The following is a 16,598-nucleotide window of genomic DNA, read 5'->3' on the forward strand; positions in this document are numbered from 1 at the left end:
CAGGATGAATACACTGGGGCGCGACTGATAAAGACAGGCCCGGTTATGGCAGATCCAAAACGCATCCTGCTGCTGTCCGGCTACGATGCTGGCAGCCATCGGCGCTGGCGCGAGCAGCTGATGACGGCGCTGCCGGACTGCGATTGGCACACGCTGGCACTCCCGCCCCGGTTCTTCCGCTGGCGGATTCGCGGTAATCCCCTGAGCTGGCTCGGGGAGCCGTTGCTGCAGGAATCCTGGGACCTTATCATCGCCACCTCCATGGTGGACCTGGCCACGCTTCGGGGGCTGAACCCGGATCTGGCCCGGACGCCGGTCCTGCTATACATGCATGAGAACCAGTTTGCCTACCCGGATTCCGGACGCCAGCACTCCAGTGCCGAACCTGCCATGGTCAACCTCTACAGTGCCCTGGCCGCGGACCGGGTGCTGTTCAACAGTGCGTGGAACCGGGACAGTTTCCTGGACGGCGCTTACCGGTTTATCGATCGTATGCCGGACCGGCTGCCGCCGGATATGACCAACAGCATCCGCGAGAAGTCCCACGTATTGCCGGTTCCCATTGAGGACCGGCTGTTTGTGCCCAGGCCGTCACCGCCGGACCTGGACTGTCCCCACCTGCTGTGGAACCACCGATGGGAGTACGACAAGGGGCCGGAGCGCCTGCTCTACCTGTTGCGGGAACTGAAGCGGCGGCAACAGCCCTTCCGGCTGAGTGTGGTAGGGGAGCAGTTTCGCCGCCAGCCGCCAGCCTTTGACCGTATCCAGGAGGAATTCGGGGAGTACCTGGTGCACTGGGGATTCCAGGACCGGCGAGAGGACTACGACCGGTTGCTGGCCAGTGCCGATGTTGTGGTCAGCACCGCCACCCACGACTTTCAGGGGCTGGCCATGCTGGAGGCTATGGCATCCGGCTGCCTGGCGCTGGCGCCTCACCGTCTTGCCTACCCGGAATATGTACCGGCGTCGCAATGCTACCCAAGCTGGGAGGATGACGCCGCCGCCGAGGCAGCGGGCGCTGCTGACTGTCTGCAGACCCTACTGCATCAGCGACCCCGGGCCGTCAGCCCCGACGGGTGGCGGCTTTCCCGGTTGGTCCTGGAATACCGAAGGCACATCAACGAGATGTCAGCCCCTCTGCGTTAGGCTGGCTGGCGCCACCACGCTCTGGTTCCGGCCACCTTTCTTGGCCTGGTAGAGGGCACTGTCTGCCTGTTGCAGCCACGCCATGTAGTTGTCCGGGCCAGTATCAAGCTGGACCAGCCCCATGCTGATGGTACAGCGGATCGTGCCGTTGTCCGTGTCGAAGTCCTGGCCGGCGATAGTCTCACGGATATGCTCGCAGATGGTCAGGGCGCCGTCGATATCGGTTTCCGGCAGGATGATGCCGAACTCCTCGCCACCATAGCGTCCGGGACGATCCGCCTGGCGCAGGGAGTCCCGGGTGATGCGGGCCACCTCCCGGATGACCTCGTCGCCGATCAGGTGGCCATGGGTGTCGTTGATGGCCTTGAAATGGTCGATATCGAACATCGCCAGCACCGTGTTGTGACCGTAGCGCCGATAACGCTCGAACTCGGCGTCCAGCAGGTTCTCCCAGGTGCCACGGTTAAGCAGGCCGGTAAGCCGGTCGGTGGAGCTGAGGCGTTCCAGCTGCGCATTGGCGTGTTCCAGGGCCTTACGGCCTGCGGCCACATCGGTGACGTCGTAGACCATCAGGCACACCTGGGTGACCTTGCCATCGGGGCCGGTCAGGGGGCTGATGGTCAGGTTCTGGAACATGAACTCCTCGGTGCCGGTGATGGGCCGTGTATTGCGGAACCGGAAGAGGTAAGGGCGTTGTTCCCAGGAGGTGAAGGTCCGGGTGTTCAGTGTGACCACGGACCGCACCTTGCGCTCCAGCCAGCTCCGGGGCAGTTCCGGAAACAGGTCAAACAGCACCTGATCGTGGATCCGGCTGGAGGTCACGCCACTGTGGTTCTCCATGAACCCGTTCCAGACCCTGACCCGGTAGTCCAGGTCAATCACCACCAGACCCACCTCGATGGATTCCAGCAGGGTGACCAGGGCATGGTAGCCGGCAGCGTCGGATTCGTCGGCCATAATCACCCCGTCAGAAATGGCAGGTTGGTTTCAAGCTGGTGGATGGATTCCTCGGTGAGGAACACCAGCAGGTCGCAGCGGATATCGTAACCCTCCAGCCGGTACGGTATTTCCACGCACATCAGTTTTTCCTGACGCCGGTTGTGGTGTTCCACCAGGTGGTCCACCCGGCGGTGGCGGCCCAGTACCATCGGCTGACCGAGGCCCAGGTGTATGTCCATCTGTTCCCCGACCCCCCGAAGGAAGGCCCCGAACAGGATGCTGGACATGTCCATCAGCACCTCCACCTCCACGGTCTCGGCGTCTGGATCTCCGTAGCCAAGCAGCCGGGCCATGTCCTTGACGCTGGAGTCCGAGAACAACAGCAACGCCTCGCCAGCCAGGCCGGCACCGGTAAAGCCCTGGCACACGGCGGAGTAGGTGTCCTGCTGCTGGGCCGACGCCGTGAGCACCATGCTCAGCTCGCTGCGGTAGACCGTGGTGATCTTCGGTACCGGCAGCCGGACAAAGGTGTCCAGCAGTCGCGCCAGCAGGTCGGCGGCCTGGCCCATGGCGACATTGGCCACCTCCTGCAGGAAATCAGACAGGCCAACGCTGAAGGGGGCCGTGTTGCCGGCTCCCTGGCGGTCAGGCTGGGGGGCGAACGGATTTGGCTGATAGAGCCCGAACTGTTCCAGCAGTTCCGCCACCTGGGCAGGCTTGACCGGTTTCTTCAGGAAATCGATGGCGCCCTGGGAGATCACCCGCTTACGGGCTTCCGGCTGGATATCGCCGGACACCACCAGGGTCATCACCGGCAGATCCTCCTGGCGGATCACATCAAGCACCTCGTAGCCGTCCATGTCCGGCATGTTCAGGTCCAGCAGCAACAGGTCGGCCTGGCCCTGGCGAATCAGGTCCAGCGCTTCGAGGCCATTGCCGGCGTAGAGCAGTTCGGTGCTCCAGTCCTGGGGCAGTGCCCGGGCCATCTGCTTGCGGGCCATCGCCGAATCATCACAGATGAGGATGCGGGTTTGCATAGGAAATCAGGCTCGCCACGAGGGCTGAATGAAGGTTGTCCGACCGATCCCGGACCATGGGCGGAACCGGCCTGGAATATGTGCCCATGATACAGGCAATTGGTCGTCAGATAACCGATCAACCGTTAAAGCCTGCAAAACCTGGGCAGCAACAGGAATGGCCCGTGCCCCGGTTACAGGTCCCTCCGGGGAAACTGGTACACTGCGTGCTTCGAATGGACAATCCGGAGCCCAGGCGTGATTCGCTCTTTCTATTGGCATGACTACGAAACCTTCGGCGCAGACCCCATCCATGACCGGCCTTCCCAGTTTGCCGGTGTCCGTACCGACGCCGACCTCAATATCATCGAAGACCCTCTGGTCATCTATTGCAAGCCGTCGGATGACTACCTGCCTAACCCCGAGGCCTGCCTGATCACCGGCATTACGCCCCAGAAGGCCCTGGAGAAAGGGCTTCCGGAGGCGGAGTTCATTGCGCGGATCAATGAGGCGTTCAGCCAGCCGGGAACCTGTTCGGTGGGCTATAACAGCCTGCGCTTTGACGATGAGGTCACCCGCCACACCCTCTATCGCAACTTGCGGGATCCCTATGCCCGGGAGTGGCAGAACGGCAATTCCCGCTGGGACATCATCGACATGGTCCGCCTGACCTATGCCCTGCGCCCGGAGGGTATCGAATGGCCCCGAAAGGAGGACGGCAGCCCCAGCTTCCGGCTGGAGGAACTGACCGCCGCCAACGGTATCGCCCATGAAGCGGCCCACGATGCCATGTCCGATGTGGAAGCCACCATTGCCCTGGCAAAGCTGATCCGGGAGAAACAGCCGAAGCTGTTCGACTTCGTCCTCAGCAACAAGGACAAGCACTCCGCCCGGGCCATGCTGGACACCGCCACAATGAAACCCGTGTTTCATGTGTCCTCGAAATACCCCGCCAGCCGGGGTTGCTGCGCCATGGTGGCGCCGGTGGCGGAGCATCCCACCAACAGGAATCAGGTGGTTGTCTATGACCTGCGGGAAGATCCCTCGGAACTGATTAACGCCAGTGTAGAGGAAATTCGTGAACGGGTGTTTACGTCACAGGCAGAGCTTGGGGAGGGCGTGACCCGCTTTCCTCTAAAGGGAGTGCAGGTGAATAAGTGCCCAGTGCTGGCGCCGGGCACCATGCTGAAGAGTCTGAGTCCGGAGCGCCTGGGTGAACTGGAACTGGACGGCGACACCCTGCGACGGAACCTGGCCACCCTGCGGGAAGCGGAGGGGCTTCCACAGAAGATTGCCGAGGCGTTTGGCAAGCAACCGGAAAGTGATCTGACGGACCCGGATGAGCAACTCTATGCGGGCGGCTTTATCGGCGACACCGACCGTAAGCGGCTCAACTGGATCATCAGCCAGCCCCCGGAGCAATTGGTGGAGGTGAATGAACGGTTCGATGACCCGCGTCTGCAGGAAATGCTGTTCCGTTACCGTGCCCGAAACTTCCCGGATACGTTGATTGATGAAGAGCGTGAGCGCTGGGAAAGCTTTCGCCGGAAACGCCTGATGGAGCCCGGCAAAGGTTGGCTGTCACTGGAGGCATTTGGCGTTGCGTTGCAGGGACTGGCCCAGGATCCGACCATGACACCCGAGAAGATGCAAATCCTGGAGGATCTGCACCTCTATGGCGAATCGATTATGCCGTACTTCTGATCGACCGGTATTGGGAACTGAACGTTACTAGCCCCTCTCCTCTGGCGGGAGAGGGGCTGGGGAGAGGGAATGTTCCCCCCAATCTCGTAGTTGGCCTTCAACGCCTCCGCACGAAGTAAACCGACAGAGGCTGCCCCACCAGACTCTGCACCTGACTGCCCAGGGCCTCGGCACGGACCTGCCGGGCCACCGGTGCCAGGGTCAGGCTGTGGCCGTCCTGGTCACGGGCCTTCAGCAGTTTCCACTCCACCTCGTTGCTGACCAGCCCCATCAGGTCCTTGAGCTGGTTGATGTCCTGGGGGCGGAACCAGCGGTCCCGGCAGCCACCCAGGCCATAGAAATCCTCCTCCTGGAGCAGGTCCTGCCACTGTGGATCCTGGCGACTGTTCAGGGCCATGCGTCGGAGCCGGCGGAGATTCTCGCGGGTGGGCTGGAGTTTGTGGGTCTCCACAAGCTGGCGGATCTGGGCATCGCCCCTGGTTTGTTCGGCCACGGCCGTGTGCATGTGCACCACGGCACCCTGGGTTGCGGCGTCGCTCACCAGGGCGGACAGCGACAGGTCGCCGATGGCTGACGATGGCAACCGCCCCATCTCGATCCAGTGGACCCGGTGGCCATCCGCCACGAATCGACGGGCCACGGACCAGGGCCAGAAGACGATATTGTTCAGCCCCAGTTCCTCGAACCGACGGGTCGCCGTTGCGACATTGGCCAGGGACTCGTCCACCGCGATGATTTCCACGTCGTCCAGATAGTGAGCCAGCTCCAGCGCCCGCTGGCCGGACTGGGCGCCGCAGATCATCATTCGCAGGGTGCCGGGCAGGGCGCTGGTGTCCATGCCCAGCTCCTGGGCCATGATGGCCTTGAGGCTGGTTTCGGCATGGTAGGCGAGGTGGTTCCAGCTGGGCCAGGCCTGGGGCACGTCGGTGCGGGCCAGGGTCAGTTCCTCGGCCTTCTCCTCGAAGTTCTGCTTGATGGACTCGTCCAGGGCCCGGTCATAGTAGCTGGCGGCCATCACCGGTTGCATACCGGCCGGCCAGTCGGTCAGGGACCATTGGCCCAGTCGGGGCGCGAATTCCTGGTGGAACAGGGCACCGTACATGGCGCTGATCATCACGCTGCCCACCAGGGCTTCCAGGGGCTCCGCCATGGCGAACTGGGCGGTAATGCTGCTATTGATTGTCTCAACCAGACTTTCCTCGTCCGCCTCCGCGACCAGGGCGTACCCGGTGCGGTCCACATAACGGGCGATGGCCAGGGTCAGCGCCTGCAAATCGTCACGCAGGGCGACGGTTTGGGCGACTTCGGCAATGATGGCCCGGCGCAGCAGGGTTACCAGTTCCTCAATGGCCGGGTCCGGCATCAGGGTCCGGTCCAGGGCCAGGATCAGCAGCTCGTCTTCCGCCGCCGCGTCCAGGAAGACTTCGGCATTGGGGTTGTCCAGGTCATATTGCTGGCGCAGGATGGCGGCGCAGAAACGTCCGATCTCCTGATGGGGCAGTTCGTCCCGGCGCAGCAGGGCAATGGCGTCCAGTGCCAGTTCCGTATCCGCCTGGTGGACGTCGATCCGTGCCGCGCATTTGAGCATGCCGCTGTAGACGGAAGGCCAGTCCAGACCGAGCTGGATCAGCTTGCGATAATGCAGGTAGGCCACGTCGAACAGTCCCTGTTCCCGCTTGGCATGGGCCACGCCGCAGAAAGCGGCGGCGGATTGCCGGTCAAGCGCCAGGGCCTGCTGGAAGTAGCCTTCCGCCCGGGCGGGACGTTCCGCCTTCAGGGCCCAGTAGCCCAGATTGCAGTATTGCTGGGGCTGTTCCGGCTGCCGCTCCAGGCTTTCCTCGAACAGGGCGGCGGCCTGATCCAGGTTGCCGTCGTCCATCTCCACCCGTCCCAGCAGGCCAAGGCCGGCGCCGTGATCAGGCTGGATGGCCAGCGCCCGGCCCAACAGGTCACGGCAGGCCTGCCGCGCCCGGAGCCGCTCAAGATAACGGCGCTGGGGATGGTTGGACTCGCCGTAGGCCTGGTTGGCTTCCAGCAACAGCCGGGCTACCTCGGCCTTCCGGGAGTCGGAAACCTGAACATTGTGTTGTGCTTGCATGGAACACCTCATCAACCGGGCCGCGGCAAGGAGCGGCAAGGATCTGCAGTTTTCTGGCGGTTTTTGCCGTTGTTGGGGAAAGGTAAGCGAATGGCATGCCAAGCTCTATTTGCGGTCGGATGAAATGGTGACTCTCTTATCACGTGATTGCTGATATGTGCCCTCCTGTATATCGTATGGGGCTTACGGAGGTGACGAATGGAAATTGCTTGTATTCATATCGGGCTGATGAAAACCGCAACCACCTATATGCAGGGGGTGTGGGCGCTGGATGAGAAAATTGCCCTGTCTAACAAGGGCCTTAATCCTGTTGTTGAGTACCTGCGGGAGTCTACGGCGAACAACTGTTTCGATGTTGGTAAGAATCTCGATATTGACCTTGATCAGCCACTAAAGGCCGGGCAGTCACTGGTCCTGTCCAGCGAGGGCCTGTCGTGTGGTTTCCTGGACTCCGGTGATGCGGAAATGCTCCGTGTCTATCAGGACAACGCCAGCAGGATGATGGGGACCCTGGCGTCACAAACCCAGAACGTCCTGATAACCTTGCGCAGCCCGGTGTCATGGATTCGTTCAATGCATGCCCAGTTCCTGAACGAGGGAGGCAGCGGTAGCGCGAGGGAATTCCTGCACGAACGTCGTGCATTTCTCCTTCAGTGCCTGGACCTGGATTATTTGCTGGGATTGTATCGACGTTATTTCCGTAATGTGCGGATACTGCCATATGAGACCCTGCGGGAAGGGGAAGGTAATTTCTGGGCGTCGCTCGGCGAGATGTTCAGTATGCCGATCCCGACCGCAAGGGATGTTCCGGTATCCAATCCCTCCCTTTCCGGCCAGCGCCTGTATGTTCTGTCGTGCCTGAACGGGCTGGGCAGCCATATGCGTTCGGTATTGCAGCAAAGTGAATCCTATGTCGGCCTGGAGCGGGAACGGCTGGTACAGGTCAGCAGCCACTACGAAAGCTGGCTGAACCGACGGTTTGTCGAACATGCCAGTGAGGCAGAGCTGGAGCGGACACTGGGGTGGCTTCGTGCGGATACCGTGCCCGACGATTTCCGGCGCTTTTCCATTTCCCGTGAGTTCGCGGATGAGCTGGAGAAACGCTACCTGTCTGTGGTGGAGGAAGTGACTGGTGATACCAAATTGGTGAGCCGTTATCGCGATGAGCTTCAGCAGGCGATTACGGAACCGGTGTGACAGGAACAAAAAATGCCGGCTGTTGTGGCAGCCGGCATTTTCAGGAGGCCTGTGGCTTTACACCAATTAGCCCTGCAGCAATTGAAGTACCTGTTGGGGCCGGGCATTGGCCTGGGACAGTACAGACAGGCCGGCTTGCTGCAACACCTGGGTCCGTGCCAGATTCGCGGATTCCGCCGCGAAATCCGCATCCCGTATACGGCTGTTTGACGCCGACAGGTTCTCTGAGGTGGTGGACAGGCTGGCAATGGTGGACTCGAAGCGGTTCTGGACCGCACCAAGCTCCGCCCGAAGGCCATTGATGGTTTCGATGGCGTAGTCCACCGAGATCATCGCCAGATCGGCGCCGTCCTGAGTGGAAATATCCGTGTCGTTGGCGGAAACCGTATCGGCAGCCGCCGTGGCGGCAACGGTCTGGGTTGTGCCGCCATCGACGGTGATATCCACCGAGTAGTCATTGCCGTACTGGGACGAGAAAATCAGCTCGTCGTTGGTGCGGTTCATGTTCACGGCAATTTCGGTGGTGGGTGTCTGGGCATTGACCTGGCCCAGGACGTCTTGAAGCGAAGTGGCGTCCGTCACGTTCACGGTGGTGACGGTAACGCCGTCGGGGTGGGTCAGGTCAATGGTGAAACTGGCCGTGCGGCCTTCCTCAAAGATGGTTTGCAGGGTGTCGGTACCGTCGTCTTCTTGAAGCAGGTTGGTGGTCTGGCCAATAACGGAACCGATCTGGCTGCCCCGGGCGTCCAGGCCGCTCACGCTGATAGTCTCGCCGGCATTGGCTCCCACCTGGAAGGTCTGGGTGGGCAGGCTGCCATCCAGTACTTTCAATCCGTTGAATGATGTTTGACCGGCGATCCGGTTGATCTCGGCAATCCGTTGTTGGACTTCGGCATTCAGGGCTTCACGGTCGGACGGGCTGTTGGAGGCGTTGGCGGACTGAACGGCGAGCTCACGGATCCGTTGCAGGTTGGCGGTGATCTCATCCAGCGCCCCTTCCGTTGTCTGGGCGAGGGAAATGCCGTCGTTGGCATTGCGCTGTGCCATGTTCAGGCCCGAAATCTGGGACTGGAAGCGTTCGGAAATGGCGAGTCCGGCGGCGTCGTCCTTGGCGGAGTTGATGCGAAGGCCTGATGATAATCTTTGCAACGATGTGTTTGCGTCCCGTTGCGATGCATCGAGATTGCGCTGCGCGTTCAGTGACGCAATATTGGTGTTGATGATCTGAGGCATATCGATTCTCCCAGTTCAGAGACGCCGTTAATCCCATCCCGACCGAATATGGACGTGGGGGCGGCAAAAAGGTTTCTGCTACTTGCCAGTTGAGGCGGTCCAAGCGAGTTCTGTGCCATTTTTATTGTTTTTCTTGTAATGCGTTGAATATTAATGGGTTAATTTTCGACCTCAGAGGTGGGGCGTGCCTGGGCAATCCGGTCGGCGGCGGGTTTTTGCCGCCTGCCAGGGGCGGCCTGGACGCCAGGAGCCGATGCTGATTGGTTCTCCGGCACCCATCGGGCTGCTAAATTGGCTACAGAAATTAACGAGAAAAAACGGCGAGTTGCGCTAGACTCACCGTAGCTGTAACACTTTATGAGATGAGTAGGCTCGGTCTATGATGAAATCACCTGAGCGGGTGCTGGTTACGGGAGCGGATGGTTTTATTGGCTCCCATCTTGTCGAGCAGTTAGTGCGGGCCGGGTTCCGGGTAAAGGCTCTGAGCCAGTACAACTCGTTCAATAACTGGGGCTGGCTCGAAACCGTGGATTGCCTGGATCAGGTCGAGGTGGTCACCGGTGATGTTCGTGATCCGCACTACTGCAAGCACATCACGCGGTCGGTGGACCAGGTATTTCACCTGGCTGCCCTGATTGCTATTCCCTATTCCTATACCGCGCCGGACTCCTACGTTGACACCAATGTCCGCGGCACCCTGAATATGTGCCAGGCGGCGCTGGAGAATGACGTGTCGCGCTTTATCCATACCTCCACCAGCGAGGTCTATGGTACCGCTCAGTATGTTCCCATCGACGAGGCACACCCCCTGCAGCCACAATCGCCCTATAGCGCGTCCAAGATTGCCGCCGATGCCATGGCCATGAGTTTCTACAATGCGTTCGAGTTGCCGGTTACCGTTGCCCGCCCGTTCAATACCTATGGTCCCAGGCAATCGGCGCGGGCGGTGATTCCTACTATTATCGGTCAGATCGCCGCCGGCGAGACATCGATCAAGCTGGGGGACACGTCGCCCACCCGGGATTTCAACTACGTCGAGGATACCTGCCAGGGCTTCCTGGCGCTGGCCGGGGCGGATGCGGCCATTGGTGAAACGGTCAACATCGCCTCGAACTATGAGATATCCATCGCTGACACCCTGGACCTGATCCGAAAGCTGATGGGATCTGAGGTGGAGTTTGTCACTGATCAGCAGCGTCTGCGTCCATCCGGGTCGGAAGTGTTCCGGTTGTGGGGAGACAACCAGAAACTGCATAGGCTGACCGGGTACAGACCTGGCCATTCCATTGAGCAGGGCCTGCAGAAGACCATTAACTGGTTTTCCAATCCGGACAACCTGAACCGATACAAGACCGGCCTGTACAATGTCTAGCCCGTCGATTCGTTCCCTCATAGGCTTTGTCCGGGATTACTACCGCTCGGACGAGTTCATTCCCCTTCACGCACCGGTCTTCAGGGGCAGGGAAAAGCACTACCTGGGAGAAACGATTGACTCCACGTTCGTCTCGAGTGTCGGGCACTTCGTCAGCGAATTCGAGGAGCAGGTCGCGGCCTACACGGCCAGTCCGGCGGCCGTGGCCACGGTCAATGGCTCGGCCGCGTTGCATGTGGCCCTGGGGGTCGCTGGGGTGGGCAGGGGGGATCTGGTGATCACCCAGCCCCTGACCTTCGTGGCGACCTGCAATGCTATCCATTACTGTGGGGCGCACCCGGTTTTTGTGGATATCGATGCCGCCAACCTGGGTTTATCTCCTGCCGCCGTGGCCAACTGGCTGGAAGCAGAGTGCCGTATCGACGAAGGGGGAGCCGTTCGTCACACCGATAGCGGCCGCCGTGTAAAGGCCTGCCTGCCGATGCACACCTTTGGGCACCCGGCCGATCTGCAGGGGTTGTTACAGGTCTGTGAGCAGTGGAACCTGGCCCTGGTCGAAGATGCGGCGGAATCCCTGGGCAGTTTCTACCATGGCCGCCATACCGGAACGTTCGGGCAACTGGGGGTTTTGAGCTTCAATGGTAACAAGATTATCACCACCGGCGGTGGAGGCATGATCCTGGCGGATTCCGGGGATGCCGTACGGGCCCGGCATCTGACCACCACCGCCAAGGTGCCCCATAATTACGAGTACGTGCACGACGACATCGGTTTCAATTATCGCATGCCGAATCTCAACGCAGCTCTCGGGGTGGCGCAAATGGAACAGTTGGAGGGCTTTATTGCAGAGAAACGGCAACTGGCTTCCGAGTACCAGGCGTTGCTGGCCAGCTCGGATCTCAGCTTTGTGGCTGAACCGGAGGGGTGTCGCAGCAACTACTGGCTCAACGCCGTGCTCTGCCCATCACGGCGGGTCCGTGACGCCCTGTTAACCACGACCAACGACGAGGGTGTGATGACCCGGCCGGCGTGGCAACTGATGTGTGATCTCGACATATACTCGGACTGCCTGCGGGGCGACCTGACAGTAGCACGGGACGTTGTCGGGCGCCTGGTTAACCTGCCAAGTAGCGTCAGGTGGTCGGCGTCATGACCAGGATCGCTGTTTTTACCGGAACCCGGGCCGAGTACGGCTTGCTGTACTGGTTGCTGAAGGCCATCCACTCAGCGCCGGACCTGTCCCTGCAGCTGATTGTCAGCGGCTCCCATCTATCGCCGGAATTCGGCTACACCGTGGATGACATCCGGGACGATGGCTTTGAGATCGATGCAACGGTGGAAATGTTGCTGTCTTCCGATAGCCCGGTTGGGGTCATCAAATCCATGGGTGTCGGCCTGATGGGATTTGCCGAGGCACTGGAACGGCTGTCACCCGATGCCGCCCTGGTCCTGGGGGACCGTTTCGAGGCCCTGGCCTTCAGCCAGGCGGCACTGGTACATCGGGTGCCCCTGGTACACCTGCATGGTGGGGAACTGACCGAAGGGGCCTACGACGATCCGATTCGCCATGCGATTACCAAGTTGGCCCATCTCCATTTCGTTGCCACTCCCGAGAGCCGGCAACGGGTTATCCAGTTGGGCGAACCTCCATCCATGGTCCATGATGTGGGCGCGCTGGGCCTGGAGAACGTCCGCCGCACACCGCGGCTCACACCACAGGCATTGTCCGCGGACCTGTCGTTCGATTTCAGTCGTCCTTACATCCTGGTGACCTACCACCCGGTCACCCAGGGGGATGAACAGCCGGAGGGAACGTTCCAGGCACTGTTGTCCGCTATGGACGCCTTTCCCGAACACGGCGTTGTTTTTACCTATCCCAACGCTGATGACGGTGGCCGCCGGATTATCCGTTTGATCGACCAGTATGTGGCCAGCGCTCCCGATCGCTGCCTGGCGGCGAAGTCCCTGGGCATGCAACGTTACCTGTCGGTGGCTTCCGGTGCCGAAGCGGTGCTGGGTAATTCGTCCAGTGGCATCATTGAAATTCCATCCCTGGGCGTCCCGTCAGTGGATATTGGTCTTCGTCAGAAGGGGCGGCTGGCCGCACCTTCGGTCATTCATTGCGAGCCGCACCGACAAGGCATCATGGCGGCGGTGTGTCGTGCCCTGGATCCGGCGTTCAGGGCAGGGGTGGAACACCAGGTCAACCCCTACGGTGATGGCTTCACCAGCGATAAAATAGTCAAACGCCTTTGTGAAGGTATCCAGGCCGGCCCCAAGGCCTTTTATGATTTGCCGGCCCGCCCTGATTCGACGTGATGGGGCCGGGGCACGGAGTGGTGAACGATGATGAACGACAACAATAACGTTACGATAATTGCGGAAGCCGGGGTCAACCATAATGGCGACCGGGACACCGCCTTTGCGTTGGTTGACGTGGCGGCCGCCAGTGGCGCCTCCGCCGTCAAATTCCAGACCTTTAATGCCAGACGTCTGGCAGCGGGGGCACCGAAAGCGGACTACCAGAAGACAAGTGGTACGGAGAATGAGAGCCAGCAGGAGATGCTGGCCCGGCTTGAACTGCCGGAAAGCTGGCATGGTGATCTCCAGCGACACGCCAGGAGCCAGGGAATCGAATTCCTGTCCACTGCTTTTGACCTGCAGAGCTTCCGTTTCCTCAGATCCCTCGACCTGCCGGTCTACAAGGTACCGTCCGGGGAGTTGACCAACGCACCGTTGCTGTGGGCCTTCGCCAATAGCCAGGTACCGCTGATCGTATCAACGGGCATGGCCACACTCGGTGAGGTCGAACAGGCGCTGGCCGTACTTGCCCACGGTTACTGCCATGACCGGGAGCCAGGCTCGGTGGCCGAGATATGGCAGCACTGGAGCCAGTCTTCTGCCCTTGAGGCCCTGCGGGGAAAGGTCACCCTCCTGCACTGCACGTCCCAGTATCCGGTGGCCCTCGAAGAGGTCAATCTGGCGGCGATGGATACCATGGCGACCACTTTCCGGCTACCGGTCGGGTACTCCGATCATACGCTGGGGGTGGCTATACCGGTGGCAGCGGTTGCCAGGGGCGCCAGGGTGATCGAGAAGCACTTTACCCTGGACCGTTCCATGCCGGGGCCCGACCATCGTGCCTCCCTGGAGCCAGACGAGCTGACCGACATGGTCCGCCAGATCCGCACCGTTGAAGCCGCGCTGGGAACTGGACTGAAGCGGGTGCAGCCGAGTGAGTGGAACACACGTCAGGCCGCACGGCAGCAGCTCATTGCCGCTCGCCCTATTCGGCGGGGGCAGGTGCTGGGACATGAAGACCTGGCCACGGCGCGGGCAGGGCAGGGGTTATCCCCCGTTCGATTCTGGGACCTGGTTGGCCGGGTTGCGGACCAGGACTACGCTCCGGGGGAGGTCATAACCACTGCCGGAGGTAACCACGATGTTTGACCGGCCATTCGTACTGCTGGGTGGTGGTGGCCATGCCAAGGTGGTCCTGGATGTGTTGCATAGCCTGGGGGCGACCGTGCGGGGCGTATGCGATCCGGCCCTGGCGGACCGACAGGGGGAGCGCTGGATGGGCATCGAAGTGCTGGGCGATGACGATCGACTCCATGCCATTGCGCCGGCGGGGGTCTATCTTGCCAATGGCGTTGGCATGATGCCAGGCTCCGGCCTGCGCCAGCGGTTGTTTGAGGAGATGACATCCGCCGGGTACGAGTTTCCGGCCCTTATCCATCCTTCGGCATCGGTGTCGGGGAAGGCCCGGATCGAAGTCGGTGCACAGATCATGCGGGGCAGCGTGGTCCAGGCCTGTGCCGAAGTTGGCTGCAACACCATCGTGAACAGTTCGGCCACCGTTGATCACGACAGCCGTATCGGTGCCCATTGCCATGTGGCGCCCGGAGTGATTATCTGTGGCGACGTGACGGTGCAGCAAGGCGCCTTCATTGGCGCTGGCACCACGGTGATCCAGGAGATTACAGTCGGGGCCGGGGCCGTTGTGGGGGCCGGGTCCCTGCTTTTACAGGATGTTGCCGGGGCTAGCATCTATCATTCGGGGCGGAAAGCCCGTTCTGCAAACCGTTCCGTTAGCCGAGGTACGTGATGAAAGATTGGCATTCTGTACTGGTATCCCCCGACACGCCATTAACCGACGCCATTGCCACCCTTGACAAAGGGGCGCTACGAATCGTGCTGGTGGTGAATGAGCAACGCAAGCTGCTGGGTACCCTGACGGATGGCGATGTGCGCCGGGCCCTGATGAAACAGACCTCAATGGACCGACCGGTTGCGGAGGTTATGTGTGACCAGCCCCAGGTGGCCCGGAGCGAGTGGACCCGGGACCGTATCCTCTCGGTGATGGAGCGATCCGAGCTGCTCCAGTTGCCGGTCGTCGACGAGCAGGGCCATCTGGTAGGACTGGACACCCTGCATGGCCTCCTGGAGCGGAACACCATCAACAATCCGGTGTTCCTGATGGCCGGGGGATTTGGCACCCGCCTGAGACCACTGACCTACGATTGCCCGAAGCCCATGCTCAAGGTGGGCGAGAAACCCATCCTCGAATTGATCCTCGAAGGTTTCGTTACCGCGGGTTTCCACCGGTTCTTTATTTCGACCCATTACCTGCCGGAACAGATTCGCAACCACTTTGGCGATGGGCAACGGTGGGGTGTATCCATCCAGTATGTCCATGAGGAAGAACCACTGGGTACCGGGGGCGCCTTGGGGCTGTTGCCCGGGTCCGAGGTGGATTTGCCCCTGGTCATGATGAATGGTGACCTGCTTACCACCCTGGATTATCGCAGGCTGCTGGATTTCCACGACCAGAACCCGAGTGCTGCCACCATGTGTGTGCGGGAGTTCGAATACCAGGTGCCCTACGGCGTTGTTGAATGCGAGGGCCCTTACATTCAGGGGATGACGGAAAAGCCCATCCAGAAATACTTCATCAATGCCGGCATTTATGTGGTATCTCCGGAACTGGTGGGCCAGGTAAAGAAAGGCGAGTGCGTGGATATGCCGACGCTACTGGAGCGGGCGATGGCCCGGGGCGAGAAAATCACGACCTATCCGGTACACGAATATTGGCTGGATGTAGGTCGAATGAACGACTTTCAGCGTGCTCAGGATGAGTATGAAGGAGAGCTGACGTGACGGTGGATAGTTGACATGAAAGATGCCGGACGCATCCTCGCTGTCATCCCCGCCAGGGCGGGCAGCAGGCGCCTGCCCCACAAGAACACCGCCGAGATTGCCGGCCAGCCGATGGTGGCCTGGACCATCCGGGCAGCGTTGAACGCCCGGCTGGCGGGCCACATACTGGTGACCAGTGACGATCCCGAGGTGCTTTCCATTGCCCGGTCGTTTGACGGCGTTCGCGCCGTAGCACGTCCGCCGGAACTGGCTACCGATCACGCCACAACCACAGACGTTTTGAAACACGCCATCGACCATGAGAGCCAGGAGGGGCGGGGCCCCGATACACTGGTATTGCTGCAGCCCACCTCGCCACTGCGCACCGGTGAGGATATCGAGAGTGCCCTGGGCCGGTACTGCAGTGGTGCCGGTGAGAGTGTGGTATCCGTGTCGCCGGTGGAACACCCGCTGGCCTGGTGTGGGAAGGTCGCCGAAACCGGGGAATTTCGGGGCGTGGACTTCTGGTCCGCACGTCGCTCCCAGGATTATGAGCCCGACTACCGGCTCAACGGTGCGGTGTACGTGGTGGATGTCAGTGACTTCCTCGCTTCGGGGTCATTGTTCACCCCCCGGGTATTGGCCAGTATCATGCCCCGGGAACGTTCTATTGATGTGGATGAAGCACTGGACCTGAAAATCTGTCAGAGTCTGATGGAGCAGCGCTGACTGAGCCTGAAAACTTGCCATGCCG

14 protein-coding genes are annotated in these 16,598 nt (G+C 60.9%); 10 read left to right on the forward strand and 4 right to left on the reverse strand.

The features are described from left to right. Positions 1-45: 45 nt before the first annotated feature. A complete protein-coding gene (locus ACJO2E_RS04260; RefSeq protein ID WP_406962142.1) occupies positions 46-1,146 on the forward strand; it encodes a tRNA-queuosine alpha-mannosyltransferase domain-containing protein in 1,101 nt (366 codons plus the stop codon). Here the strand turns inward: ACJO2E_RS04260 and ACJO2E_RS04265 are convergent. After that, on the reverse strand, positions 1,129-2,103 hold the full coding sequence (locus ACJO2E_RS04265; RefSeq protein ID WP_406962144.1) for a sensor domain-containing diguanylate cyclase: 975 nt from the start codon (positions 2,101-2,103) through the stop codon (positions 1,129-1,131). The two genes, ACJO2E_RS04260 and ACJO2E_RS04265, sit on opposite strands and share 18 nt — an antisense overlap. A 2-nt stretch (positions 2,104-2,105) precedes the next feature. Then, positions 2,106-3,122, reverse strand: a complete 1,017-nt coding sequence (locus tag ACJO2E_RS04270) for a response regulator (protein WP_406962146.1) — start codon at positions 3,120-3,122, stop codon at positions 2,106-2,108. A gap of 237 nt (positions 3,123-3,359) precedes the next feature. On the opposite strand from ACJO2E_RS04270, the gene sbcB reads away from it, so the two are divergent. Continuing rightward, positions 3,360-4,805: an exodeoxyribonuclease I gene (sbcB, locus tag ACJO2E_RS04275; RefSeq protein ID WP_406962148.1), complete on the forward strand. Its 1,446-nt coding sequence runs from the start codon at positions 3,360-3,362 to the stop codon at positions 4,803-4,805. A 97-nt stretch (positions 4,806-4,902) separates the two neighbouring features. Here sbcB and ACJO2E_RS04280 read toward each other — a convergent pair whose 3' ends face one another. Then, complete coding sequence (locus tag ACJO2E_RS04280; protein WP_406962150.1) at positions 4,903-6,903, reverse strand: tetratricopeptide repeat protein; 2,001 nt, start codon at positions 6,901-6,903, stop codon at positions 4,903-4,905. Positions 6,904-7,101: 198 nt separating this feature from the next. Between ACJO2E_RS04280 and ACJO2E_RS04285 the strand changes: the two genes are divergently transcribed. Next, on the forward strand, positions 7,102-8,100 hold the full coding sequence (locus ACJO2E_RS04285) for a hypothetical protein (protein ID WP_406962152.1): 999 nt from the start codon (positions 7,102-7,104) through the stop codon (positions 8,098-8,100). 66 nt (positions 8,101-8,166) lie between these two features. Here the strand turns inward: ACJO2E_RS04285 and ACJO2E_RS04290 are convergent, their stop codons facing one another. Further along, entirely contained in the window at positions 8,167-9,333 is a 1,167-nt protein-coding gene (locus tag ACJO2E_RS04290; RefSeq protein WP_406962153.1) for a flagellin, read from the reverse strand. Between the two features lie 379 nt (positions 9,334-9,712). Between ACJO2E_RS04290 and ACJO2E_RS04295 the strand changes: the two genes are divergently transcribed. From ACJO2E_RS04295 to ACJO2E_RS04325, 7 genes are read left to right on the forward strand one after another with little or no spacing between them, the layout of a single operon-like run. Beyond that, the gene (locus ACJO2E_RS04295; protein WP_406962155.1) at positions 9,713-10,705 is read left to right on the forward strand and encodes an NAD-dependent 4,6-dehydratase LegB; all 993 of its coding nucleotides are present in this window, start codon (positions 9,713-9,715) and stop codon (positions 10,703-10,705) included. Beyond that, on the forward strand, positions 10,698-11,858 hold the full coding sequence (locus tag ACJO2E_RS04300) for a LegC family aminotransferase (protein ID WP_406962157.1): 1,161 nt from the start codon (positions 10,698-10,700) through the stop codon (positions 11,856-11,858). Before ACJO2E_RS04295 ends, ACJO2E_RS04300 begins: the two co-directional genes overlap by 8 nt. Continuing rightward, a complete protein-coding gene (neuC, locus tag ACJO2E_RS04305; protein ID WP_406962159.1) occupies positions 11,855-13,024 on the forward strand; it encodes a UDP-N-acetylglucosamine 2-epimerase in 1,170 nt (389 codons plus the stop codon). Before ACJO2E_RS04300 ends, neuC begins: the two co-directional genes overlap by 4 nt. A 30-nt stretch (positions 13,025-13,054) precedes the next feature. Then, positions 13,055-14,155, forward strand: a complete 1,101-nt coding sequence (gene neuB / locus ACJO2E_RS04310; protein ID WP_406962161.1) for an N-acetylneuraminate synthase — start codon at positions 13,055-13,057, stop codon at positions 14,153-14,155. Beyond that, on the forward strand, positions 14,148-14,813 hold the full coding sequence (locus tag ACJO2E_RS04315; protein ID WP_406962163.1) for an acetyltransferase: 666 nt from the start codon (positions 14,148-14,150) through the stop codon (positions 14,811-14,813). Before neuB ends, ACJO2E_RS04315 begins: the two co-directional genes overlap by 8 nt. After that, positions 14,813-15,865, forward strand: coding sequence for a nucleotidyltransferase family protein (locus ACJO2E_RS04320; protein ID WP_406962165.1), 1,053 nt, complete (start codon positions 14,813-14,815; stop codon positions 15,863-15,865). Before ACJO2E_RS04315 ends, ACJO2E_RS04320 begins: the two co-directional genes overlap by 1 nt. A 15-nt stretch (positions 15,866-15,880) precedes the next feature. Then, on the forward strand, positions 15,881-16,573 hold the full coding sequence (locus ACJO2E_RS04325; RefSeq protein ID WP_406962167.1) for an acylneuraminate cytidylyltransferase family protein: 693 nt from the start codon (positions 15,881-15,883) through the stop codon (positions 16,571-16,573). Positions 16,574-16,598 lie beyond the last annotated feature (25 nt).

The sequence above is a fragment of the Marinobacter shunpengi genome, from assembly GCF_045449695.1.
Taxonomy (GTDB): domain Bacteria; phylum Pseudomonadota; class Gammaproteobacteria; order Pseudomonadales; family Oleiphilaceae; genus Marinobacter.